Source organism: Modestobacter altitudinis (assembly GCF_005930475.1).
GTDB classification, from domain to species: Bacteria; Actinomycetota; Actinomycetes; order Mycobacteriales; family Geodermatophilaceae; genus Modestobacter; species Modestobacter altitudinis.
In genome coordinates, this window is sequence record NZ_SJEW01000028.1 from 1 (window position 1) to 23,147 (window position 23,147).

Annotated in this window: 19 protein-coding genes; 11 read left to right on the top strand and 8 right to left on the bottom strand. The window is 73.8% G+C overall.

Features of this window, described 5'->3' with window-relative positions; translation table 11 throughout:
* Positions 1-82: 82 nt before the first annotated feature.
* Genes menC through FHL79_RS12190 form a run of 3 tightly spaced genes read right to left on the bottom strand, consistent with a single transcriptional unit; the run spans position 83 to position 3,331 of the window.
* A complete protein-coding gene (menC, locus tag FHL79_RS12180; protein WP_138758861.1) occupies positions 83-1,189 on the bottom strand; it encodes an o-succinylbenzoate synthase in 1,107 nt (368 codons plus the stop codon).
* Complete coding sequence (locus tag FHL79_RS12185) at positions 1,186-2,103, bottom strand: GNAT family N-acetyltransferase (RefSeq protein ID WP_246080696.1); 918 nt, start codon at positions 2,101-2,103, stop codon at positions 1,186-1,188. Before FHL79_RS12185 ends, menC begins: the two co-directional genes overlap by 4 nt.
* A gap of 13 nt (positions 2,104-2,116) precedes the next feature.
* Entirely contained in the window at positions 2,117-3,331 is a 1,215-nt protein-coding gene (locus tag FHL79_RS12190) for a M20/M25/M40 family metallo-hydrolase (protein ID WP_218938443.1), read from the bottom strand.
* Positions 3,332-3,805: 474 nt separating this feature from the next.
* Here FHL79_RS12190 and FHL79_RS12195 point away from each other — a divergent pair, with 474 nt between their 5' ends.
* From FHL79_RS12195 to purU, 5 genes are all read left to right on the top strand, one after another.
* Positions 3,806-5,431 carry an alpha/beta hydrolase domain-containing protein gene (locus FHL79_RS12195; RefSeq protein ID WP_138758863.1) on the top strand — a complete coding sequence of 542 codons (1,626 nt, stop codon included), beginning with the start codon at positions 3,806-3,808 and terminating at the stop codon, positions 5,429-5,431.
* 168 nt (positions 5,432-5,599) lie between these two features.
* Positions 5,600-6,736 (top strand): NAD(P)-dependent alcohol dehydrogenase, encoded by a 1,137-nt coding sequence (locus FHL79_RS12200; protein ID WP_138758864.1) that lies wholly within the window; start codon positions 5,600-5,602, stop codon positions 6,734-6,736.
* A 117-nt stretch (positions 6,737-6,853) separates the two neighbouring features.
* Positions 6,854-8,362: an aldehyde dehydrogenase family protein gene (locus tag FHL79_RS12205; protein WP_138758865.1), complete on the top strand. Its 1,509-nt coding sequence runs from the start codon at positions 6,854-6,856 to the stop codon at positions 8,360-8,362.
* A 129-nt stretch (positions 8,363-8,491) separates the two neighbouring features.
* Positions 8,492-10,162, top strand: a complete 1,671-nt coding sequence (locus tag FHL79_RS12210) for a CocE/NonD family hydrolase (protein ID WP_171058138.1) — start codon at positions 8,492-8,494, stop codon at positions 10,160-10,162.
* Between the two features lie 192 nt (positions 10,163-10,354).
* The gene (gene purU, locus FHL79_RS12215; protein WP_138758867.1) at positions 10,355-11,227 is read left to right on the top strand and encodes a formyltetrahydrofolate deformylase; all 873 of its coding nucleotides are present in this window, start codon (positions 10,355-10,357) and stop codon (positions 11,225-11,227) included.
* Positions 11,228-11,285: 58 nt separating this feature from the next.
* Here purU and pabB read toward each other — a convergent pair whose 3' ends face one another.
* The 3 genes from pabB to FHL79_RS12230 are packed head-to-tail and all read right to left on the bottom strand — an operon-like array spanning position 11,286 to position 14,870.
* Positions 11,286-13,106: an aminodeoxychorismate synthase component I gene (pabB, locus tag FHL79_RS12220; protein WP_138758868.1), complete on the bottom strand. Its 1,821-nt coding sequence runs from the start codon at positions 13,104-13,106 to the stop codon at positions 11,286-11,288.
* The gene (gene folD, locus FHL79_RS12225; RefSeq protein ID WP_138758869.1) at positions 13,106-13,966 is read right to left on the bottom strand and encodes a bifunctional methylenetetrahydrofolate dehydrogenase/methenyltetrahydrofolate cyclohydrolase FolD; all 861 of its coding nucleotides are present in this window, start codon (positions 13,964-13,966) and stop codon (positions 13,106-13,108) included. Before folD ends, pabB begins: the two co-directional genes overlap by 1 nt.
* A 40-nt stretch (positions 13,967-14,006) precedes the next feature.
* Positions 14,007-14,870 (bottom strand): methylenetetrahydrofolate reductase, encoded by an 864-nt coding sequence (locus FHL79_RS12230; RefSeq protein ID WP_138758870.1) that lies wholly within the window; start codon positions 14,868-14,870, stop codon positions 14,007-14,009.
* 359 nt (positions 14,871-15,229) lie between these two features.
* Here FHL79_RS12230 and FHL79_RS12235 point away from each other — a divergent pair, with 359 nt between their 5' ends.
* From FHL79_RS12235 to FHL79_RS12260, 6 genes are all read left to right on the top strand, one after another.
* On the top strand, positions 15,230-16,816 hold the full coding sequence (locus FHL79_RS12235) for a sensor histidine kinase (protein ID WP_138758871.1): 1,587 nt from the start codon (positions 15,230-15,232) through the stop codon (positions 16,814-16,816).
* Positions 16,813-17,475, top strand: a complete 663-nt coding sequence (locus FHL79_RS12240) for a response regulator (protein ID WP_138758872.1) — start codon at positions 16,813-16,815, stop codon at positions 17,473-17,475. Before FHL79_RS12235 ends, FHL79_RS12240 begins: the two co-directional genes overlap by 4 nt.
* Positions 17,476-17,638: 163 nt before the next feature.
* The gene (locus FHL79_RS12245; RefSeq protein ID WP_138758873.1) at positions 17,639-18,376 is read left to right on the top strand and encodes an alpha/beta fold hydrolase; all 738 of its coding nucleotides are present in this window, start codon (positions 17,639-17,641) and stop codon (positions 18,374-18,376) included.
* Position 18,377: 1 nt separating this feature from the next.
* Complete coding sequence (locus FHL79_RS12250; RefSeq protein ID WP_138758874.1) at positions 18,378-18,656, top strand: muconolactone Delta-isomerase family protein; 279 nt, start codon at positions 18,378-18,380, stop codon at positions 18,654-18,656.
* Between the two features lie 47 nt (positions 18,657-18,703).
* Positions 18,704-19,069: a protocatechuate 4,5-dioxygenase subunit alpha gene (gene ligA / locus FHL79_RS12255; protein WP_171058139.1), complete on the top strand. Its 366-nt coding sequence runs from the start codon at positions 18,704-18,706 to the stop codon at positions 19,067-19,069.
* Positions 19,062-19,910: a class III extradiol dioxygenase subunit beta gene (locus tag FHL79_RS12260; RefSeq protein ID WP_138758875.1), complete on the top strand. Its 849-nt coding sequence runs from the start codon at positions 19,062-19,064 to the stop codon at positions 19,908-19,910. The genes ligA and FHL79_RS12260 overlap by 8 nt, the downstream gene beginning before the upstream one ends.
* Before the next feature lie 54 nt (positions 19,911-19,964).
* Here the strand turns inward: FHL79_RS12260 and FHL79_RS12265 are convergent, their stop codons facing one another.
* Entirely contained in the window at positions 19,965-21,326 is a 1,362-nt protein-coding gene (locus FHL79_RS12265; protein ID WP_138758876.1) for an aminomethyltransferase family protein, read from the bottom strand.
* A gap of 149 nt (positions 21,327-21,475) precedes the next feature.
* Complete coding sequence (gene ligM / locus FHL79_RS12270; RefSeq protein ID WP_138758877.1) at positions 21,476-22,876, bottom strand: vanillate/3-O-methylgallate O-demethylase; 1,401 nt, start codon at positions 22,874-22,876, stop codon at positions 21,476-21,478.
* Between the last annotated feature and the right edge of the window lie 271 nt (positions 22,877-23,147).

Below are 23,147 nucleotides of genomic sequence, written 5' to 3' on the forward strand. Positions count from 1 at the left end.
GGTCACCCGCCGGGGGCGGGCCGGCTCCCGTGTCCGGCCTCCTGCACGAGTCGGGGTCGTCCATTCGTCCAGGGTGACCGGGTCAGTGCAGGGCGAGCTGTTCGACCGCGGTGGTCACCTCGTCCAGCAGCACGGCATCGGGCTCCACCCCCAGCCCCGGGCCGGTCGGCACGGCGAGGTGCCCGTCCTGCAGCTGGAACGGCGGGGTGATGTCGGTGGCGTAGTAGCGGTCCGAGGCCGAGGTGTCGCCGGGCAGGGTGAAGTTGGGCAGTGCCGCCAGCGCCACGTTGGCCGCCCGGCCCAGCCCGGTCTCCAGCATCCCGCCACACCAGACCGGGACGCCGTGCGCGGCGCAGACGTCGTGCACCCGCCGGGCCTCCAGGTAGCCCCCCACCCGGGCCGGCTTCACGTTGACGATCGAGCAGGCCCCCAGGCTGATCGCCGCGGCCGCGGAGCGGGCCGAGGTGATCGACTCGTCGAGGCAGATCGGCGTGCGCACCGTCCGGGCCAGCTGGGCGTGCCCCAGCACGTCGTCCTCGGGCAGCGGCTGCTCGATCAGCAACAGCTCGAAGGGGTCCAGCCGGGCCAGGTGCCGGGCGTCGGAGACCGCGTAGGCGGTGTTGGCGTCGACCTGCAGCGCGACGTCGCCGAACCGCTCGCGGACCGCCCGCACCGGCTCCACGTCCCACCCCGGCTCGATCTTCAGCTTGATCCGCAGGTAGCCGGCGTCGAGGTACCCGCCGACGGCGTCCAGCAGCTCGGGGATCGAGTCCATGATCCCGACCGACACCCCGCAGGGCACCCGGTCGGTGGCCGCGCCGAGGAAGGAGCCGAACGACCGCCCGGCGGCCCGCAACTCGGCGTCCAGCACCGCCGTCTCGATGGCCGCCTTGGCCATCCAGTGCCCTGCGAACGGTGCCAGCGCCCGGCCGACGGCGTACGCGTCCAGGTCGGCGACGGCGGCCACCGCGGGGACGAAGAACCGGCGCAGCACGTCGGCGGCGCCGTCGACGTACTCGGCGGAGTACCGCGGGTCGGCCAGCGCCGCGCACTCGCCCCACCCCTCGCCGACGTCGGTGCGCGCCCGCACCAGCAGCACGTCGCGGCTGGTCTGGGTGCCGAACGACGTCCGGAAGGGCGCGACCAGCGGCATGGCGATCCGGCGCATTTCGATGCTCTGGAGCTTCACGGTGCGGCCCTCCCGGCCTCGGGGGCGGCCGGGGTCCCGGCGCCGTCGACGACGTACCAGCCCTCGCGGGCGAAGCGGACCCGCACCGCCCCGGCCAGTGCCCCGGTCAGTGCCCCGGTCAATGCCCCGGCCAGGGCGGTGCGCACCGCCACCCGCCAGCGCGCAGCCAGCTGTGAGTCCCGGGCGCGCAGCCCCTCGACGTCCGGCGGCACCGCCACCAGCCACGGACTGCCCGGCACACCCGGCCGCACCACCGGCGCCCCGTCCGGACCGGCGGAGACCACGGCGACGGCCCCGGCCGTCTGCAGCGCCGGCAGGTCGACCGTGACGGGCTCGCCGGCGGCGGCGCGGACGACCGCGGGGGAGTCCAACGCCCAGCGGGTCAGCAGCCGGTCGGACTGGTCGGAGGCGTTGATGGTGTCCTCCATCGGGCCGTAGAAGTCCGGGAGGTACTCGACCGGCACCGCGCCCAGCCGGCCCAGGTTGAACCAGGCGTTGCGGCGCACCAGCGGGTCGAAGGTCCAGGTGATCCGGGTGATGCCGCGGTCCAGCGCCCAGGCCCGCTGGTGCAGCTTGAGCGCGCGGCCCACGCTGCGCCGCTGGGCGGCGGGGACGACGCCGGTGACGTGGCTGTGCAGGGCCGTGCCCGCCGGCGCGGCGAAGAAGCCGACGCACGCGCCCACCAGCTCCCCGTCGGCGTAGGCGCCGGTGAGCGGGTTGCCGGCCTTGGTCAGCGCCCGCATCAGCTCCACGGTCACCGGCGGGTTGTCCGGCGCCGGGTGCCAGATCGAGGCGAACAGGTCCTGCACCGCGCGCAGGTCGGCCAGGTCGGCGAGCTCGACCACCCGCACGCCCGAGCGGGCGGCGGCCTGCGCCGCGACCTCGGCGGCGTGCGCGGCCGCCGGGCTCGCCACGGGTGCGGGGTCCTCATCCACCGACGGTCTCCTCGTCCGGGACGCCGAGGCGGCCGCCGTCCCGGCCGTGCCTGCCGGACTGCGGGGCGAGCACGGCCTGCACCAGGCCGGCGACCAGGGCCGCGCGGCCGGGCAGCTCGCCGGCGAGCACGTGCTCCCCGGCGGCGTGCGCACCGCCGCCGACGGCGCCCAGCCCGTCCAGCGTCGGCACCCCGATGCCGGCGGTGAAGTTCCCGTCCGACGCCCCGCCCACGGTCACCGCGACCGGCGCAGCCAGCCCCAGCCGGGCGGCCACCTGCTGCGCCAGGGCGAACAGGTCCGCCGAGGACGCCACCTCCAGCGGCGGGCGGTTGACCCCGCCGCGCAGCTCGTGCTCCGCGCCGGGCACGTGCGGGGTGAGTGCGCGCATCCCGGCGTCCACCCGGTCCTGCTCCCCGGCGGTCAGCGCCCGGACGTCGACGCTCAGCCGGCCCGCTGCCGGCACGGTGTTGGTGGTGGTGCCCGACACCAGCACCGTCGGGGTGACGGTGGTTCCCTGCCCGGGGTCGGCCAGGTGGGCGATCGCCACCACCTGGTGGGCCAGCTCGATCGTGGCGCTGATGCCCTTCTCCGGCTCCAGCCCGGCGTGCGCGGCGCGCCCGGTGACCAGCAGGTCGTACATGGAGGCGCCCTTGCGGCCGGTCTTCAGCCCACCGCCGTCGGCAGCGGCCTCCAGGACGAACACCGCCGCGCAGTCCCGCGCCTCGTCGCGGATCAGGTCGGCGGAGGTGGGTGAACCGACCTCCTCGTCGCCGGTGACCAGCACGGTCACCCCGTCGAGGTCGGTTCCTGCCGCCCGGAGCTGCGCCAGGGCGGTGAACGCCAGCACGATGCCGCCCTTCATGTCCAGGCAGCCCGGCCCCCGGACCACGCCGTCGGTGACCGACCACGGGATCCCCGTCAGCGTGCCCAGCGGCCACACCGTGTCCTGGTGGCAGAGCACCAGGACCCGGCGGGGGCCGCCGCCCAGCCGCCAGCGCAGGTGGGTGCACCCCTCCCGGACGAGCACCTCCGGCTCGGCGCCGAGCGCCCGAGCGCCCTGCCGGGCGACCAGCTCGGCACCGCGCGCGACCGCCGCCAGGTCCGAGGACGGGGTCTCGCAGTCGACCAGCTCCTCGAGGTCGGCCAGCATGGCCGGCAGCAGGTCGGCGAAGACCCCGGGGGACAGGAGCTCGGGCATCGCGGTCATCCGTCCATCCTGGCGCTCACCGACCTGTGGCGTCAGTCGCCGTCGGACAGCCGGGTGACCACCGGCGGGTGGCGCGGACAGCCGGCCGCAGTCTGTGCACCTGCTTGCCGCGGCCTGTGACGCGTGGCAGGTTGGGCTACGTCCGGTGACGGGGCGCAGTCGAGCGCCCACCCCTCGATGCCGAGCGGAGCGTCCGTGCCCGCAGTCCACTGCAGCGCAGCACAGGGTGGTGCGCCGCCACGGCCGACCCCGGTGTCCCCGGGCGCCGAGCAGCACCTCCCCGGACCCGACGTCACCACCACCTGAGCGGCGCCGCGGCTCCGGCCGCGCGCACCGCCCGCCGCCAGGGGAGGAGGTCCCCGCAGCACAGCGACCCGGAGGCCGTGGCCTTCGGGTCGACGGGCACACACCGCCGTGGGCCCGGCAGGGACCCGGGGCGACGACGCCCCGGACCGACTCCAGGATCGAGCCGCCATGTACCGCACCACCTCATCCCCACCACGCGCCCGGACCCTCGGGCGCGGCGTGGTCGTCGCCGGGCTGGTCACCGCCCTGTGCGGCGTCGCCGACCCCGCTCTCGCCGCCCCCGCGGTCGCCGGGGCAGCCGACGGCGCCGCGCGCGCCGAGGGCCCCGTGCCGCAGGTGAGCGCCCCGCTGCCCTCGAGCGACGAGTCGCACCCCTTCGGCGGCGCCGCCTACCAGGAGGTGCCCGAGGACCTCGGCGCCGTCGGCTACACCGAGGAGGAGTTCCTCGCCAGCGGCACCGCGAACGTCTACAGCTGGCCCGCGGACGCTCCCGCCGTGGTCCGCACCGCGGACGCGCCCTACACCACCCGGGTGCTGGTCCGCCGTCCGGCCGACGCCGGGGACTTCAGCGGCAACGTCGTGGTCGAGATGCTCAACCCCTCGAACCTGTTCGACCTGAACATCGGCTGGGCCGTGGCCCGTCAGGAGATCATCGACAGCGGTGACGCCTGGGTCGGGATCACCGCCAAGCCGATCGCCGTCGAGGCGTTGCAGACCTTCGACGCCGAGCGCTACGGGTCGCTCTCCTTCGCCAACCCGCTGCCCGTGGACGACCCCGGCAACTGCTCGGTCGTGGACGCCGACGCCGACCCGGCCACCGAGCCGACGCCGCTGCCCGCCGACACCACCCAGGCCACCGAGAACGGTCTCATCTGGGACGTCTACACCCAGGTCGGCAACTGGCTGCGCAGCGACGAGGGGAGCAACCCGCTCACCTACGGCACCGGTGCCACGGCGGTCGACCACGCCTACGGCTTCGGCTACTCCCAGACCGGCGGCTACCTCGTCAACTACATGAAGGCTGTCCACCCGCTCGTCGTCGACGCCCAGGGCGCCCCTCCCTACGACGGCTACCTCCTGGGCGTCGCCGGAGGTGCCTTCGCCGGGGCCTACCCGATGAACCAGTGCGAGCCGGCGCCACCGGCGGAGGACCCGCGGCGCGACCTCTACGGCATCGGCGTGCCGGTGGTCCAGCTGATGTCCCAGTCGGACTACCTGCGGGGCATCGGTTCCCGGCGCCCCGACAGCGACGTCCCCGGCGACCAGTTCCGGCACTACGAGATGGCCGGCGCCGGGCACGCCACGCCCTTCGAGCTGTACTCCTCGGCGTCGTCGGAGGACATCGTCGCCGCGGGCCGCGAGGTGCCGCCGCAGGCGTGCAACGAGGGGCCGCGCAGCCGGTTCCCGAGCTCCATCTTCTTCGACGCGGCCCTGCACAACCTCGACCGCTGGGTCCGCGACGGCGTGCCGCCGCCGCGGTCCAACCCCATCCTCGTCGAGAACGGGCAGCCGGTGCTCGACCAGTTCGGCAACGTCCAGGGCGGGCTGCGCTCGCCGTTCCTCGACGTGCCCACCAGCACGTGGTCAGGCACCGCGACCGGGGCCTCGTTCTGCTACATCGCCGGCTACGAGGTGCCCTTCGACCCGGCCCGGCTCGGCGAGCTGTACAGCAGCCACCGCGACTACGTCACGAAGGTGACCGAGGACGTCGTCCGGCTGCAGGCTGCCGGTTTCCTCACCTGGTACGACGCCGCGGAGCTCATCCGGCAGGCACAGGAGGCCGACGTCGTCTGACGGCGGCCCCCGCTCGGCGGTCCCGGTGGCCCCGGCCACCGGGACCGTTCGACCGCAGGCACAGGTCCCGGTCGCCCGTGTCGTGGGGATCGGCTGTGTTGTGCATGATCGGGGACGGTCGCCGGCGCACCGCTGCGGGACCGCCGCGAGGGCAGAGGAGATGCATCGATGCGCACCGAAGCAGCCGTCGTCCGGGAGCAGCACGGACCCTTCCTGATCGAGCAGGTCGAGCTGGACGAACCCCGCCCGGACGAGGTCCGGGTGCGGCTGGTGGGTGCCGGGGTCTGCCACACCGATGCGGTGGTGCGCGAGCAGATCTACCCCACGCCGCTGCCCGCCGTGCTCGGGCACGAGGGCTCCGGCGTCGTCGAGGCCGTCGGCGACGCGGTGGCCGGGGTGGCGGTCGGCGACCACGTCGTCCTCTCGGTGAACACCTGCGGCCGGTGCCGGCAGTGCCTGGCCGGGGACAGCACCTACTGCGCGGAGCTCTACCCGCGCAACTTCGGCGGCACCCGGCCCGACGGGTCGACCGCGCTGCAGGACTCCGACGGCGGGCAGATCTCCTCCCACTTCTTCGGCCAGTCCTCGTTCTCCCGGTGGGCCAACGTGCAGGCCCGGTCGGTGGTCCCGATCCCCTCCGACGTCCCGCTCGAGCTGATGGGACCCCTCGGCTGCGGGATCCAGACCGGTGCGGGCGCCGTGATGAACTCGCTGCGCCCGCCCGCCGGGTCCAGCATCGCGGTGTTCGGTGCCGGCGCGGTGGGGCTGTCCGCCGTGCTGGCCGCGCGGGCGATCGGCTGCACCCGGATCGTCGCGGTGGACGTCGTCCCGGGACGTCTGGCGCTGGCGGAGGAGCTCGGGGCGACCGACGTCGTCGACGCGCGGGAGGGCAGCGCGGCCGAGCGCGTCATGGAGCTCACCGGCGGGCAGGGGGTCGACTTCGCCCTCGAGACGACCGGGGTGGCGGCCGTCCTGCGGGCAGCCGCGGACTCCCTGGCCATCCGCGGCACCGTCGGGGTGGTCGGTGCCCAGGCCCCCGGTGAGGAGACGGCGTTCGAGACCGGCCTGTCGATGACCCGGGGCTGGCGGCTGCAGATGATCATCGAGGGCGACGCGGTCCCGCAGACGTTCATCCCGCAGCTGATCGAGCTCTGGCGGCAGGGCCGGTTCCCCTTCGACCGGCTCGTCACCTCCTACGACTTCGCCGACATCGAGCAGGCCTTCGCCGACTCCGCCGCCGGCACCACGGTCAAGCCCGTGCTGCGCTTCGAGACCGCCGACGCCGACCCGCACCGGGGCTCCTGAACAGGACAGATGTCCCTGGTGCCCCGGGCATCGAGGTCGGACGCTCGGGGCACGAGCTGTGCCGGGCGCGCCCGGTGGGACATGGCGCGGACACGGGACCCAACGGAGGGGAACGACATGACGAGCACCCAGACAGCGGGCGACCAGACCGCCCGGACCGTCCGGACCGGGCTGTTCATCGGCGGGGAGGAGCGCTCCACCGCCGAGGTCCTGCAGGTCACGGACCCCGCCAGGCCGGGCGTGGTCGTCGGCGAGGCCGCGGCGGCCTCGGTGGAGGACGTGGCCGACGCGGTGGCCGCGGCGAAGGCCGCGTTCCCCGCCTGGGCGGCGTTGTCGCCGCAGGAGCGGGCCCGGGCGATGGCCGACGCGATCGCCGGGATCGCCGACGACCGGGACGCCGACGCGGCTGTCCTGTCGCAGGAGAACGGCAAGATCCGGATGGAGGCGTGGATCGACGCCCTGGTCTTCGAGCTGCGGTGGCAGCTGGCGCTGGGCCTCGCCGACGAGGTCGACGCGGGCACGGTGCTCGAGCCCGCTCCCGGCATCCCGGTGACCACGCAGGTCGGCCACCAGCCGCTGGGCGTGGTCACCGTCATCGTGCCGTTCAACTGGCCGATCGCGATCCTCGGCGCCGCGTTGCCGCACGCCCTGCTGGCTGGCAACACCGCCATCGTCAAGCCGCCGCCGTCGGCACCGCTGGCCACGGCCCGGGTCGTGCAGCGGGTCGCGGAGAAGCTGCCGCCGGGCGTGCTGAACGTCGTCACCGGTCGGGACGAGGACATGGCCGGCCTGATCCAGAACGCCGACGTCGCCAAGGTCTGCTTCACCGGCAGCGTCAACGGCGGCAAGCGGATGATGGAGATGGCGTCGAAGAACCTCACCCGCGTGACGCTCGAGCTCGGCGGCAACGACGCGGCGATCTTCACCGAGGACGCGGTCATCGACGACACGCACCTCGACCGGCTGTTCGCCGGGATCTTCGACACGACCGGGCAGATCTGCATGGCCGCCAAGCGGGTGTACGTGCACCGGTCCCGCCTCGGCGAGCTGGTGGCGGGTCTGGAGTCGCGGCTGCAGGCCGTGCGGCTCGGCCACGGCCTGGACGAGGGCACCACGATGGGCCCGCTGCACCAGGCGGCCCAGAAGGCGTTCGTGGCGGACATCGTGCAGGAGGCCAAGGACGCCGGTGCCGAGGTCCGCGAGTACGGCCAGCTGCCCGACGGGGACCTGGCCGGCGGCAACTTCCTGCGCCCGGCCATGGTGATCGACCCTGACCCGTCGCTGCGGGTCGTCACGCAGGAGCAGTTCGGACCGGTCATCCCGATCATCGGCTTCGACACCGAGGACGAGGCCGTCGCCGCTGCCAACGACACGTGGGGCGGCCTGTGCGGCTCGGTGTGGACGGCGGACCCGGCCACCGCCCAGCGCATCGGGTCCCAGCTCGCGTGCGGCTACGTCTGGGTCAACGACCACGGCGCCACCCGCCTGGACCTGCGTGCGCCCTTCGGCGGCGTCCGGCAGTCCGGCATGGGCCGCGAGCAGGGCATCGAGGGCGTGCGCGCCTTCCAGGACACCCGCGCGATCGCGACCATCGACGCCGAGGCCCTCGCCGCGATGGCGCACTGACCGCCGCACCCGACGGGCCGACCGCCGGCACCGGCACGGCGCGGCACATGTGACCGTGCGACGGCCGCCCCCGACCGGGGCGGCCGTCGCACGATGCCCAGGCACATCCGGACGACAGTGAGGACCTCCGTGCACGACGCGACCGATCACCTCTTCCGGGCCCCCCGCAGCACGCCGGCTTCCCGCGGTGGTCGCCCGCCGGAGCACCGGTTCGAGAACCGGCCGGGCATGGTGGTCGAGAAGGACGTCGCCGTCCCGTTCGGGGACGAGGGGCACGTTCTGTACGTCGACGTCTACCGTCCCGACAGCGACGTGCCGGCGGCGCCGCTGGTGAGCTGGTCGCCCTACGGCAAGCACAACCCGGCCCCGATCGGCCAGATCTACCCCAACAGCGGTGTGCGGCCGGAGTGGACCGGGGACCTGACCACCTTCGAGGCGCCGGACCCGGAGTACTGGGTGCCGCACGGCTACGCGATCGTGCTCGCCGACGTGCCCGGCACCTGGTACTCGGAGGGCCGGGCCACGTACCACTCGCCGGAGGAGGCGCGGGCCTTCGCCGACCTGGTGGAGTGGGCCGGCACCCAGCCGTGGAGCGCCGGGAAGGTGGGCCTGTCCGGGGTCTCCTACCTGTCCAGCCTGCAGTGGTTCGTCGCCGCGCTGGACCCGCCGCACCTGGGCGCGATCAACCCGTGGGAGGGGTGGAACGACACCTACCGGGAGGTGGCCCGGCACGGCGGCATCCCGGAGACCTCCTTCTGGCCCTACATCTGGAACCGCTGGGGGGCCAGCACCACGGAGATCGAGGACCTGGAGGCCGAGACGGCCGCGCACCCCTGGTTCGACGAGTTCTGGGCTAGCAAGGCCGCGGACCTGGAGGCGATCCGGGTGCCGGCCTTCGTCGTCGCCAGCTGGGCCGACCAGGGGCTGCACACCCGCGGCACGCTGGAGGGGTTCCGGCGCATCGGGTCGGAGCAGAAGTGGCTCGACGTCCACGGCCGGAAGAAGTGGGCCTACTACTACGAGCCGGAGAACGTCGAGCGGCAGCGCGCCTTCTTCGACCAGTTCCTGCTCGACCGGGACAGCGGCGTCGACGCCTGGCCGAGGGTGCGCGCCGAGGTGCGGGAGCGCTACGCCGAGGGCACCTGGACCGACGCCCGGGAGTGGCCGCTGGAGGACGTCGAGTACCGGCAGCTCCACCTCGATGCCGGCGGCGGCTCGCTGAGCTGGGACCCGGTCGCCGAGGAGGGCGCGGCCGCCTACGACGGCCTGGGCAGCGGGCTGGGGCCACGCCGCGCCGCGTTCGCGATCACCTTCGCCGAGCCGGTGCAGCTGGTCGGCCACGTCCGGGCGGTGCTGCACGTGTCCGCCGACGAGGCCGAGGACATGGACGTGTTCGTCGCGCTGTTCAAGCTCGACGCCGCGGGCGACCAGGTCGGGTTCCCCTACTACGGGCAGTTCGAGGACGGGCCCGTGGCCGTCGGCTGGCTGCGCGCCTCGCACCGGGAGCTCGACCCGGAGCGCTCCACCGACTTCCTGCCCGTGCTGGCGCACCGGCGGGCCCTGCCGCTCACCGCGGGCGAGCCGACCCGGCTGGACATCGAGGTCTGGCCCTCGGGCACCCGCTTCGAGGCGGGGGAGCAGCTGCTGCTGGTCGTGCAGGGCAGCGACGTGATGCGCTACCCGGAGCCGCTGACCTACGCCCGGCACACCGAGACGGTGAACGTGGGCCGCAACGTCGTGCACACCGGCGGCCGCCTCGACTCGCACCTGGTGGTGCCGGTGCTGCCGCCGGGCAGCTGACGGCCGGGACGCCCGGCCGGAGGTGCACGGCTACGTCGATTGTCGCGGCCCGCCAGCACCCGACGCCCGGCGGGAGTGGTCATTTGCACACTGCGAGTTCCCGGTCCTGGTGCGTAACGTCCACCCGGACGTGTGACCGGTGCCACCCGGCACGGTGCGCGCCCCCGACGACCCGAGTCCCGTGGAGGAGTCATGACGCGGCCCGCCGACGGTCAGCACGGCATCCTGGTGCTGTCCTGCCAGGATGCGCCAGGCATCGTGCACGCGGTCTCCGGACTGCTCGTGCAGGAGAAGTGCACGATCGTGGAGAGCCACCAGTTCGACAGCCTCTCCAGCGGCATGTTCTACATGCGCGTGGAGTTCCGGCACGTCGACGGGGCGCCGCTGGACCTGCCCGCCCTGCGAGGCGCCTTCGAGGAGACGGCCCAGCGCTTCTCGATGAGCTGGCGACTGGCCGACGCCGCGGAACGGCAGCGGGTGCTCATCATGGTCAGCCAGTACGCGCACTGCCTCAACGACCTGCTGTTCCGCAACTCGGTGGGCGAGCTCAACCTCGACGTCGTCGCGGTCGTGTCCAACCACCCGACCCTGCAGAGCACCGCAGACTTCTACGGTGTCCCCTTCCACCACGTCCCGGTGACCCGGGAGACCAAGGCGGACGCCGAGGCGGCGCTGCTCGACATCGTCCGCGAGGAGCGGGTCGAGCTGGTGGTGCTGGCCCGGTACATGCAGATCCTGTCCGACGACCTGTGCCGCCAGCTGGGCGGCCGGGCGATCAACATCCACCACTCGATGCTGCCGAGCTTCAAGGGCGCCCGCCCCTACCACCAGGCCCACGCCCGGGGGGTGAAGTTCATCGGCGCGACCGCGCACTACGTCACCGCGGACCTCGACGAGGGGCCGATCATCGAGCAGGAGATGCTGCGCGTGGACCACTCGTCGACCCCGGAGCAGCTGGCCGCCCGCGGCCGGGAGGCCGAGACCCGCGCCCTCGCGCACGCCGTCCGCTGGCACACCGAGAACCGGGTGCTCATCCACGGCAACCGCACCGTCGTCTTCGAGTGAGCTGACCGACCTCCGGCGGGCGGTGGGGGACACCCCGGTCGACTGCCCGTCGAGCTCTTCACCCGGTGGCGCGGGAGGCCTCCCGGTCGTGCCCGTCCCGGTCCGGGCGGGGCAGGAGGGGGACCAGCCGCGCTGCCCGCCAGCCCCGCAGCGAGCTGAGCACCGCGAGCTCCTCCGCGAGGACGAGGTCCTCGACGTGCAGCACGCGTTCGTGCAGCCGGCCGAGGTCCAGCAGGCGGCCGCGCTCGACCCCCGGGAGGCAGCCCGACGAGGTCGGCGGTGTCCACCACCGGCCGTCGAGCCGGACGGCGAGGTTGGCGATGGTGGTCTCGGTGAGCTCGCCGCGCTGGTTGACCAGGACGACGTCGTCGGCCTCCGGGTGCCGCAGCGCCCGGGTCCGGTAGGGGTCACGGCGGGTCGTCTTGTGCTGCAGCCAGGGACTGTCCGCGTCCACCGGCTCGTGGTCCACCACCAGCCCGACCGGGCCGGGACCCACCCCGGGGAGGTCGCTCGCCTCGGCCACCACGTGCCCGGTCCGGTCCAGCACGACCCGCACGCGCGCCGGTCCGGCGTGCCCGGCGACGGCCTGCCGGACCAGCGCCGGCACGGCGTCGCGGTCGAACCGGAACCCGAACCAGTCGGCCGAGTCGGCCATCCGGGCGAGGTGGCGGTCGAGGTTGCGGGGGCCGCCGGCCGGGAGGTGGGCGAGGGTCTCCACGAGCCGGTGGTCGGCGACGTCGTGACCGAGCACGGCGGCCTTCGCGAGCAGCTCGGCCCGTTCCCGGGCGGGGTCCGATCCCCAGGTGATGCCCCCGCCGGCGCCGTAGACGGCCGCGCCCGACGCCCGGTCGACCACGGCCGTCCGGATCGCCACGCTGAACCGGGCCCGGAACGGCGCGCCCGGCGGGGCGACGAGCCCGATCGCGCCGCAGTACACGCCCCGGGGCGTCGGCTCCAGCTCGCGGATCAGCTGCATGGTGCGCTGCTTGGGCGCCCCGGTGACCGAGCCGCAGGGGAAGAGCGCGCCGAACAGCTCGGGCAACCCGACGTCCGGCCGGATCCGGGCGCTGACCTGCGAGGTCATCTGCCAGACCGTCGGGTACCGCTCGACGGCGAGCAGCTCGTCCACGGTCACGCTGCCGACCTCGGCGACCCGGCCGAGGTCGTTGCGCAGCAGGTCCACGATCATCACGTTCTCGGCCTGCTCCTTGCCGCTGGCGCGCAGTGCCCGGCGCTGCTCCTCGTCCTCCGCGGTCGTCCGGCCCCGGGGAGCGGTGCCCTTCATCGGGCGGGTGCGCACCTGGTCGCCCACCCACTCGAAGAACAGCTCGGGGCTGGCGCTGGCCACCACGTGCCGGCCGAGGTCGAGGAAGGCGTTGTGGGCGCCGCGCTGGGCGAGTGCCAGGCGGTGGTAGAGCGCCTCGGTACCGCCGGTCACGGTCGAGCGGAGCCGGTCGGTGAGGTTGCACTGGTAGGTCTCGCCGGCGGCGATCCGCTCACGGACAGCACGGACGGCGCGCGCGTGGGCGGCATCGGTCCAGTCCGGGCGCCACGTGGCCGGCTGCACCGTCGGAGGTGCGGACCCGGTCAGCGGGTCCACCCGTGCCGGCTCGTCGCACAGGCCGAACCACACCAGCGGCGCCTGCCCCGGGCTCCAGCCACCCGGCAGCTGCGGGTCCAGGCCGGAGGCCGCCTCGTAGGACACGAACCCGTAGGCCCAGCTCCCCGCCTCGGTCGCCTCGTGCACCGCCTGCAGCACACCGGCGACCTCGTCGGTCCGGGTCGTGCTGAGCACCCGGTGCGGAGTGGGGCAGAGCAGGGCCTCGCCGCGGACCAGGTCGTCGAACCGCGCCCACGGCCGGCCCCCGGCCGGGGCCATCAGCCGCCGGAGCCCTGCTGTGCCGTGGCCGCGGTCAGCGTGTTCGCCAGCAGCATCGCGATGGTCATGGGTCCCACGCCTCCGGGCACGGGCGTGATCCTCCCGGCGACCGCGGCGACGGCGGCGGTGTCGACGTCGCCGTGCAGCCCGTCCTCGCCGCGGTGGATGCCGACGTCGATCACCGTCGCGCCGGGCTTGACCGCGTCGGCGCCGACGAGGCCGGGGATCCCGGCGGCGACCACGAGCACGTCGGCGCGCCGGCACACCTCGGCGAGGTCGCGGGTCCGTGAGTGGCAGATGGTGACGGTCGCGTTGCGCTCGAGCAGGAGCTGGGCCATCGGCCTGCCGACCAGCACGGAGCGGCCGACGACGACGGCCTCGGCGCCCTGCAGCGGGACGTCGTACTGGTCGAGCAGCACCATGACCCCCGACGGGGTGCAGGGCCGCAGCCCGGGCCGGCCCTGGGCGAGCAGGCCGGCGTTGGCGGTGGTGAGCCCGTCGACGTCCTTGGCCGCCGGGATGCGGGCCAGCAGGGCCTCGGCGTCCAGGTGGGCGGGTGTCGGCAGCTGGAGCAGGATGCCGGAGACGGCGGGGTCGGCGGCGAGGGAGTCGATGAGCGCGGCCGCCGACGCCTGGTCGACGTCGCCGGGCAGGTGCCGGTGCAGGTCGGCCATCCCGGCGGCCACGCACAGCCGGCGCTTGTTCCGGACGTAGACCTCGGAGGCGGGGTCGTCCCCGATCAGCACCGTCGCGAGCCCCGGGGCCGTGCCCCCGGCGGCGACCAGCTGCGCGACGCCCTTGCCCACCTCCTCGCGCACCTGGCGGGCCACCGCCGTCCCGTCGATCACCGCTGCGGTCATCGGGTGCTCCCGGGGACCAGGGAGGTGGCTGGGGTGCAGGTCACGCGAGGGCCCGCAGCGTCTGCTCCCGCCAGGCCTCGGTCGGTCCGAGGTCGTTGAACGTGAAGACGTGGAAGCCCTCGATGTGGTTGTCGGTCCTCCCGATGTGCGGGGCGAGGCCCTTGATGATGGTGTCGGGGCTGTAGCCGCCGGGGACGAAGAAGCGCCACAGCAGGTTCTGCTGCTTCTTCAGGAACTTCGCCGACTCACCGATGCCGAGCCCGCCGGAGACCCGGATGAGCTTCTGCCGGTGGACCGCCCCGGGGACGCCGACGTGCACCGGGAGGTCGATGCCCCGGTTCTTCAGCTCCCGCGCCCAGTCCAGGATCACCTTCGGGTCGAAGACGATCTGGGTCTTGATGTGCGTCGCCAGGGACGCCTTGTCCTTGAGCGCCTGGAACAGCACCTCGGGGGAGACGGTCGGGTGGCCCTCGGGGTGGCCGCCGATCCCGATGTCGGCGAACCCGTGGTCCAGCTCGTGCAGTGCGGTCAGCAGCGCGAGCGCGTCCTTGAACTCGGTGGGCGTCTCACTGGGGTCGCCGCCGACGACGAAGACGTCGGCGACGCCGGCCTCGCGGCAGCGGGCCACGACGTCGGCCAGGTGCGCGCGGTCACGGACCTGCTGGGCGGACAGGTGCGGCGCCACGGAGTACCCGTGCCCGGCCAGTGCCACGGTGAGGTCGATGGTCGCGTCCTGGCCCTTCGCCGGGGACGCGGTGACCGTCAGCCGCACGTCCTTGGGCACGTGCTGCAGGACCTGCTCCTCGGTCTTCTTGAACGGGATGACCTCGAAGCCGAGCTCGGAGAAGACCTGCCTCAGGGCGGCGCGGGTGGCGGGGTCCCGGGCGGTCAGCGAGCGCTTCATGGAAAGGGCCTTCCTCCTGTGCGGCGAGCCTTCTCTCCCCGGCGGGGGCGGTGCGCACCGGGCGCCGGCACGCACCGCCGCAGTCGAGTCGAGCGCACCACCATCGTGACGCGCGCCACGTCGCCCAGGGACGGTGGCATGACGGCTCCTGTCCCACCGGTTCGGCCCGCGGGCCGTACGTCAATCGTCGCGGGGCACGGGGGATCCCGCCTCCCGTGGCCTCCCGGCGCGCCACCCCCCACGGGTGGTCCGACGGGTCCGCTGCACCCGCGGCGCGCCCGGCATGTCAGCATCTGTGCAGCAGTGGTCTGCACCACAGCGGGCAGGCCGGCCGGGAGGCCGGGCAGGGAGGAGGAGGGGTGGACCCCACAGGACCGACCGCCGTGGACACGTCGGCCGCATCTCCCAGCGCAGCCGACGAGGTGGTGGAGCACGCCCCCGACGGGCTGGCCGTCATCGACCACGAGGCCCGTTTCCTCGAGGCGAACCCCGCGGCCGTCCGCCTGTGCGGCCTCCGGCCCGGCGCCGTGGCCGGTGCCCGCTCACCGTTCCCCCCGCCGGGCGACGCCGCGGTCGCCGGCCGACCGGGCGAGCTCACCCTCGACTGGGAACCACGACCGGGGCTGCGGCGCGAGTTCGCCTACGTCCTCACCCAGGTGCCCGGCCGGCGTCGCTGGGTCGTCTCCTTCCGCGACGTGACGCTGAGCCGGCTGCGCGAGCGGCGGCTGGCCGCGATCGCCACGGCCGCGTCCAGCGTCGCGTCCAAGCGCTCGCTGCTCGGCACGCTGGAGGTGCTCGCCCAGGAGGTGGCGCGCACCGACGCGCTCGCCGGGGTCCAGGTGCTGACGGTCCACGGGTCGGGGAACCGGCTGCAGGTCATGGGCTCGGCCGGTTTCGGCCGCTCGGACGAGTTCTTCGACCGGCTCATGCAGTGCCGTGCCCTGGGCGCCCGGTTGCGGATGCTGGACGCCCTCGTGAGCCGGGAGCCGGTCGTCGTCCCGGACCGGTACGACGCGGTGATGCGGGACCCGGCCTGGGCGCCGCTGCACGACTTCATGCGCCATCCCCGGTGGGACTGGTTCGTCAGCGTGCCGCTCCTCGCCCGGGGTGAACCCGTCGGCATCCTGAACGCCTTCTTCGCGCCCGGGCAGACCGTCGGGGACACCGAGCTGGAGTTCCTCCTCGCCATGGCCGAGCAGGCGGCGATGGCGGTGGACCACGCCGCCGTCCTGGAGCGGGAGCGGGACGTGGTCCGGCGCGAGGAGCGCCAGAAGCTGGCCCGTGACCTGCACGACTCGGTCGTCCAGCAGGTGTTCTCGATGAACATGCAGGCCACGTCGCTGGGCGTGCTCGTCGCCCGCGGCCTGCCGCCGGCTCCGGAGAAGGTGGCGCAGGTGGCCGAGGACCTGAGCAGCAGCGCTGCGGCCGTCCTGGCGGACCTCCGCGGCATGGTGGTGGAACTGCGGCCGGCGGCCACCTCGGCGGAGGGGCTGGCCTCGGCCCTGCGGTCCCTGGTGGACTCGACGGCGGCCCGGACCGGCGTCGACGTGTCGCTGGACCAGGCCGATCCCGACGGCTGCCTCGCCGCGGTCGACGCCGACCTGCTCGAGGACGTCTACCGCGTCGTCGCGGAGGCGTTGCACAACAGCATCAAGCACGCGGACGCGACGAGGATCCACACCCGGCTCACGGTGACCACGCACGGCGGCCGCCGGCGCCTGGTCGCCGAGGTCACCGACGACGGCCGCGGGTGCGGCACGCGGGTCGGACCGGAGCCCGGCGGCTCCGGGTCCGGCGGTCTGGGCATGACCGTGATGCGCGAGCGGGCGGCGCGCTGGGGTGGCGCCGTCGAGGTCCGTCAGCTCGACGGCGCAGGGACCAGCGTGCTGCTCACCCTCCCGTTGCCCGGCTCGTGGCCGGCGACCGGGGCGGAGCCGGTGCCATGACGGCACCGGACCCGATCCGGGTGCTGGTGGTCGACGACCACGCCGTCGTGCGGCGTGGGGTGGTCGCCTACCTGGAGGCGCTCGAGGACGTCGAGGTGGCCGGGGAGGCCGGCGACGGGCAGGAGGCGCTGGACCGGCTGGCCCGGGCGGCCGTCCACGAGGAACTGCCCGACGTCGTGCTGATGGACCTGCAGATGCCCGGCATGGACGGCGTCACCGCCACCGGTGAGGTGCTGCGCCGGTTCCCGCAGCTGCGGGTGGTGATCCTCACCAGCTTCGGGGAGACCGAGCGGGTGCACGCCGCACTGGAGAGCGGGGCGTCGGGCTACCTGCTCAAGGACGCCGGACCTGCCGAGGTCGACGCCGCGCTGCGGGCGGCGGTCCGGGACGAGGTCTTCCTCGACGCAGCGGTGACCCGCCGGCTGACCCAGGAGATGCGGGCGCCGCGCACCGGGCTCGGCGTGCTGACCGCGCGGGAGAAGGAGGTGCTGGTCCTGATCGCCGAGGGCAGGTCGAACAAGGACATCGCCGAGCACCTGGTCATCAGCGAACGGACGGCGCGGACGCACGTCAGCCACCTGCTCACCAAGATGGGGCTCACGTCGCGGACGCAGGCCGCCCTCCTCGCGGTCAGGGAGGGGCTCGTCCTGCCCCGGTGACGACCGGCGACCGCCTGCCCACGACGGATGACGTAGCGGGCCCGGACAGCTCCGGCCCCGGCGGCATGACATCGGACGGATCCGACCGCTCACCGCGGGGCTTATCGTGCTCGGGACCACATCTGCGCGCAGGCACGTCGCGGGCCGTCAGGACAGGGGAGCCATGACCACGTTCGTCCTCGTGCACGGGGCATGGCACGGGGGGTGGTGCTGGGACCGGGTGGCGCCGCGGCTGCGCGCGGCCGGTCACGAGGTGCACGCGCCGACGCTGACGGGGCTGTCCGAGCGCGGGCACCTGCTCTCGCCGCTGGTGGGCCTGGACACGCACGTGGAGGACGTGGTCCGGCTGATCGACGTGCTGGGCCTGGCCGACGTCGTCCTCGTCGGGCACAGCTACGCCGGGCAGGTCGTGACCGCGGTGGCCGACCGGCTGCCCCGGACCGTCGCCCAGCGGGTCTACCTGGACGCGTTCGTGGGGGAGGACGGCGAGGCGGCGCGGGACCTGCTGCCCCCGACCGTGGAGCACCACTGGGCGGGGTCCGCGGCGGAGCAGGGCTTCGGCTGGCTGGTCCCGGTGCGCAAGCTGTCGGTGCTCGGCGTGAGCGAGCAGACCGACGTGGACTGGTTGCTGCCGAAGCTGACCCCGCACCCGTGGAAGACCTACACCGACCCGCTGCGGCTGACCGGCGCGGTCGCCGACGTCCCGGCGAGCTTCGTCGAGTGCGTGAGCTGGATGCGCGTCTTCGCCGGCCAGGCCGACCGCGCCCGGGAGCGCGGCTGGCCGGTGCACGAGCTGGCGACCGGCCACGAGGCGATGGTCACCGCGCCCGAGGAGCTGGCCGGCGTGCTGCTCGAGATCGCCGGCCGGGTGCCGGTCCCCGCGGCGGAGACGGGAGCCTGACGTGGAGTTCCTGGTCCGGTCGGAGAACCGGTTGCCACCCGACACGCCCGCGCAGCGCCGGGAGGAGCTGCGGGCCGCCGAGCGGGCGCGCGCGATGGAGCTGCGCGCGGCCGGGGTGCTGAAGCGGTTGTGGCGGGTGCCCGGGCGGAACGCGACCGTCGGTCTGTACGAGGCCGACGACCCGGCGGCGCTGCACGACGCGTTGATGTCCCTGCCGATGGCGCCCTGGCTCGACGTCACCGTCGAGGCGCTCGCCACCCATCCGCAGGAGCGCACGTGAGCGCGGGGCCCGCCGGTGGCGCACCGGCGCGGGAGGGAGGAACACCGATGAGCGAGACCGCGCCCGACCGCTTCGGGCTGTCGGGCACCCCGATCTTCGACGGCGAGACCAGCCGGCGCGGGCTGCGGATGAACAAGCTGTTCATGAGCCTGCGCACGGCCGAGAACCGGGAGCGGTTCCTCGCCGACGAGGCCGGCTACTGCCAGGGCTTCGGGCTCAGCCCCGAGCAGCAGCAGGCGGTGCTGGCCCGCGACTGGCAGGCGATGATCGACCTGGGCGGCAGCATCTTCTACGTGTACAAGCTCGCGATGATGGACGGCCGGTCCATGCAGTACCTCGGTGGCGTGTTCACCGGCATGGGCGAGGACGACTTCCTGGCGGCGATGAGGGCAGGAGGCCGGCGGGATGGCTGAGGTGATCTGGGGTCTGGCGACCTCGCACGTCCCCTCGATCGGCGCGGCGATGGACCGCGGCAAGACCGAGGACCCGAACTGGAAGGCGCTGTTCGACGGCTACGCCCCGGCCCGTGCCTGGCTGGCCGAGCACCGGCCCGACGTGGCGATCGTGGTCTACAACGACCACGCCAACGGCATCGACCTGGACTTCGTCCCCACCTTCGGGCTGGGGACCGCCGAGGAGTACGAGGTGGCCGACGAGGGCTTCGGCCGGCGCCCGGTCCCCGACGTCGTCGGGCACCCCGAGCTCGCGCTGCACCTGGTGGAGAGCCTGGTCGACGAGGAGTTCGACCTGACGGTCTTCCAGGAGCTGGAGGTCGACCACGGGTTCACCGTGCCGTTGTCGGTGTGGACGCCGGACCCTGGGGACGCGTGGCCCTGCCCGGTCATCCCGCTGCTGGTCAACGTCATCCAGTACCCGCAGCCCACCGCCGCGCGCTGCTACGCGCTCGGCCGGGCCCTCGGCCGGGCCATCCGGAGCTACCCCGGGGACCTCACCGTCGGGGTGCTGGGCACCGGCGGCATGTCCCACCAGCTGGCCGGGGCCCGGGCGGGCTTCATCAACCCGGAGTTCGACGCCCGGTGGATGTCGGCGATCGAGACCGACCCCGCCTCGCTCGCCGCCCTCTCCCGGGAGGAGCTGATCCGGCAGGCCGGCGCCGAGGGGATCGAGCTGATCATGTGGCTGGTCATGCGCGGCGCGCTGGACGACGAGGTCGTCAAGGTCCACTCGGACTACTTCGTGCCCGCCTCCAACACCGCGGCCGGCATCGCGCTGTTCCAGAACGGCGCCGGCTGAGCGGAGTCCCAGCGCATCGTCTGCCGCGCGCTGGGACTCCGGTACCGAGGGGGGTCAGCGGGCCCGGTAGGTGTCGCGCGCGTCGTAGGGGCACGGGGCGACGACGGCGCGGATCCGGACCTGCTCGTGCTCCTCCACCGCCGGCTTCGCCGAGACGGGCCGCTCGCCCCAGATGACGGTCACCTCGGTGCCCGGCTGGGCCAGGGCCGTGTCGACGGTGGCCAGAGAGACCATCTGCCGCTCGTTGGCGAGGTAGCCGCAGTCCAGCGAGACGCCGACCTGCTCCCCGTCCTTGAGCACCTGGTCCTCGTGGTGGGTGGCGTAGCGGGCCTTGGGCATCTCGATGTACTTCGCACCGGGGCCCGGCCGGTAGGACGAGCCGACCGCGGTCGTGACGTCGTCGGCGTCCCAGACCAGGGTGACCTTGGTCCGCGAGGGTGTGGTCTGCGCCGTCCGCTCCAGGGCCTCCCGGCCGACGAAGTCGTGGTCGAACTTGATCGTCTTGCCGTAGCCGATGTCATGGGGGGTCAGCTGGTAGTCGGCGATGTCGGCGGAGTCGAGGCTCCCGCCGAGGGAGCCGACCTTCGACAGGGGCAGCCACTCGCGGTACTCGGCCAGCAGCGGGTCGTCGCCGAAGATGGCCGGCAGCGGTGCCGGCACCCAGCCGGACCCGAGGTTCGTCGTGGAGTAGGCCTTTGCCCCGACCCGCACGAGGCCGTGGTCCGCGCCGGCCTCGAGCAGCGCGGCCAGCACCGCCTCGCCGTCCTCCCAGGGTCCGAACAGCTCGAACCCCGGCTGGCCCGCCATGCCGTGCCGCAGGCCGCGGACCTCCTTGCCGGCGATGGTGAACCCCGTCATGTTGAAGAACTTCACGTCGGGCGCCGGCGCGCCGGTCGCCTGCTCGACGATCGCGGCGGCGGTCGGGCCCTGGAGTTCGTACCGGTAGAGCCTGGGCGGCCCGGACCTGCGCACGATCGAGTTGTCGTCGCGCACGGCAGTGGCGTCGTGGTCGCCCCGCTCCAGGTGGAACGTCACCCAGTCGATCACCATCGGGTGCCCGACCAGGTCGAACGAGCCCTCCTCGAGGTGGAACAGGATCGCGTCGCCGATGAGGTGGCCGTCCGGCGCCACCGCGACGAACTGCTTCGCCTTGCCCGGGCCGAAGGCCGCGAAGCTGTTGACCCCCAGGTCGCTGAACAGCTGCAGCGCATCCGGGCCCTCGACGAACAGGTCGGTCATGTGGTGGGACTGGTCGAGCAGGGCGCAGGTCTCCAGCCAGGAGCGGGACTCGGTGCGCCAGTTGGTGAACTCCGGCTGCACCGGGAAGGTGCTCGGCGGGAAGGCCAGGTTGCGGAGCAACTCCACCGGGCTGCCCGCTCGGGCGAGCGCGGTCGCGAGGCTCTCGGACGACGACATGGGGTCCCTTCAGGGCGGTGGGGACGTCGTCCGGAGACCTGCTGCCGGCAGGACGACGCGGATGGGCCGGGCGCAGCTGCAGGTGCGGAAGCGGTCCGGGGCCGGCCGGCGGGGGAGTCCCCGCCGACCGGCCCCGGACCACCGCGGGGTCAGCTGGCCGCCGCGCTCCGCCAGCCGCCGTGGTACTCGCTCCGGGCGGTCTCCGCGTACGGGGCCGGGCTCACCACGGCGCGCACGGCGAACTGCTCGTGCGGCTCGACGTTCGACTTGCCGCTGCCGCCGTCCGGCTCGCCCCAGACGACCCGGACCTCGGCCCCGATCGGCACGTTGGGGTCGACCGTGGCCAGCGACAGCCCCTTGCGCTCGTTGGCGCTGTAGCCGGTGAACAGCGACGCGCCGACCACCGTGCCGTCGGCGTCGATCACCGAGTCGAAGTTCGACGACCCGTAGTTGGCGTTGGGCAGGTCGAACACCTGGTACCCCGGTGCGGGGGCGACGATCCCGCCGAACAGCTTCGTCATGTCCTCGTCGTCCCAGGCGAGGGTCACCTTGCGGCGCTGGCTGGCCGGGTCGATGGCCTCCAGCGCGTCCCGGCCGATGAAGTCGTGGTCGAACTTCACGAACGAGCCGTAGCCGAGCTCCCAGGGGTTGAGGTAGTAGTCCTCGATCCGCTCGGAGACGAAGCTGCCCGCCAGCGCGTTGGTCGCCTCGTAGCCGTTGGCCGGGAGCCACTCGCGGTAGGCCCGGAGCTCCTCCGCGGTGTAGATGGCCGGCAGCGGGGAGGGGATCCAGCCCGACTCGAGGGTGTTGGAGGAGTAGGCGCGCGACCCGCACGGCTCCAGCCCGAACTCCGCACCCGCCTCGAGGATGGTCTCGCGCACCTTCTCATAGGACTCGTAGGGGCCCCAGATCTCCAGGCCCGGCGCGCCGGCCATGCCGTGCCGCAGGGTGCGCACCTTCTCGCCGCCGATGTTCATCTCCGACATGCGGAAGAACTTCAGCTGCTCCAGGTCGCCGCCGTGGAGCTTCTCGATCACCGGCCAGGCGTTGGGGCCCTGGATCTGGAACCGCCACACGTCGCGGCTCACGGCCTTGCCGTAGGGCCGCGACGACGAGCGCGGGTCGTTGCGCACCTCGACGTCGTAGCCCGTGGAGCCCTGGAACTCCAGCCAGTTGGCGACCGGGGCCCGGCCGACGAAGACGTAGGAGTCCTCGGCGAGGTGGAAGAGGATCCCGTCACCGATGACCCCGCCCTCGGGCGAGACCGGGACGAACTGCTTGGCCATGTTGACCGGGAAGTTGGCCACGCTGTTGATGCCGGTGTCGGAGATCAGCTTCAGCGCGTCCGGCCCGGAGATCCAGGTGTTGTACATGTGGTGCGACTGGTCGAAGAGCACGGCGGTCTCCCGCCAGGCCTTCTGCTCCCGCCGCCAGTTGGTGAACTCCGAAGGCACCACCGGGTAGATGTAGGTGCCGATCTGGGAGTTGCGCAGCATCCCGACGGTGTCACCGGTCTGGTCGAGGAGCTCCTGCAGGTTCTTCGCGGTCATGTGCATCCGTCCTCGTGTGGTCTCTGGTGTCGTCTCTCGCGGCCGCCCCGTGCGGCGGCTCGTGGCCGGGGCCGGGCCGCGGGCCCGCCGCCCGGCAGTTGCGCCCGCGGTCCGGACGCAGTCCACCGTTGGAGGATAGGTGCGGGGTGTGGCGCCGGACACAGCCGGATGGCGGGCGCAGGTCGGCCGTCCGGGGCGTCCCGGGCTACGTCAGATGTCGCGTCGGCCCGCCTCGGTCCCGGGGTGGCTGCACGGCACGCCGGACCGGGCC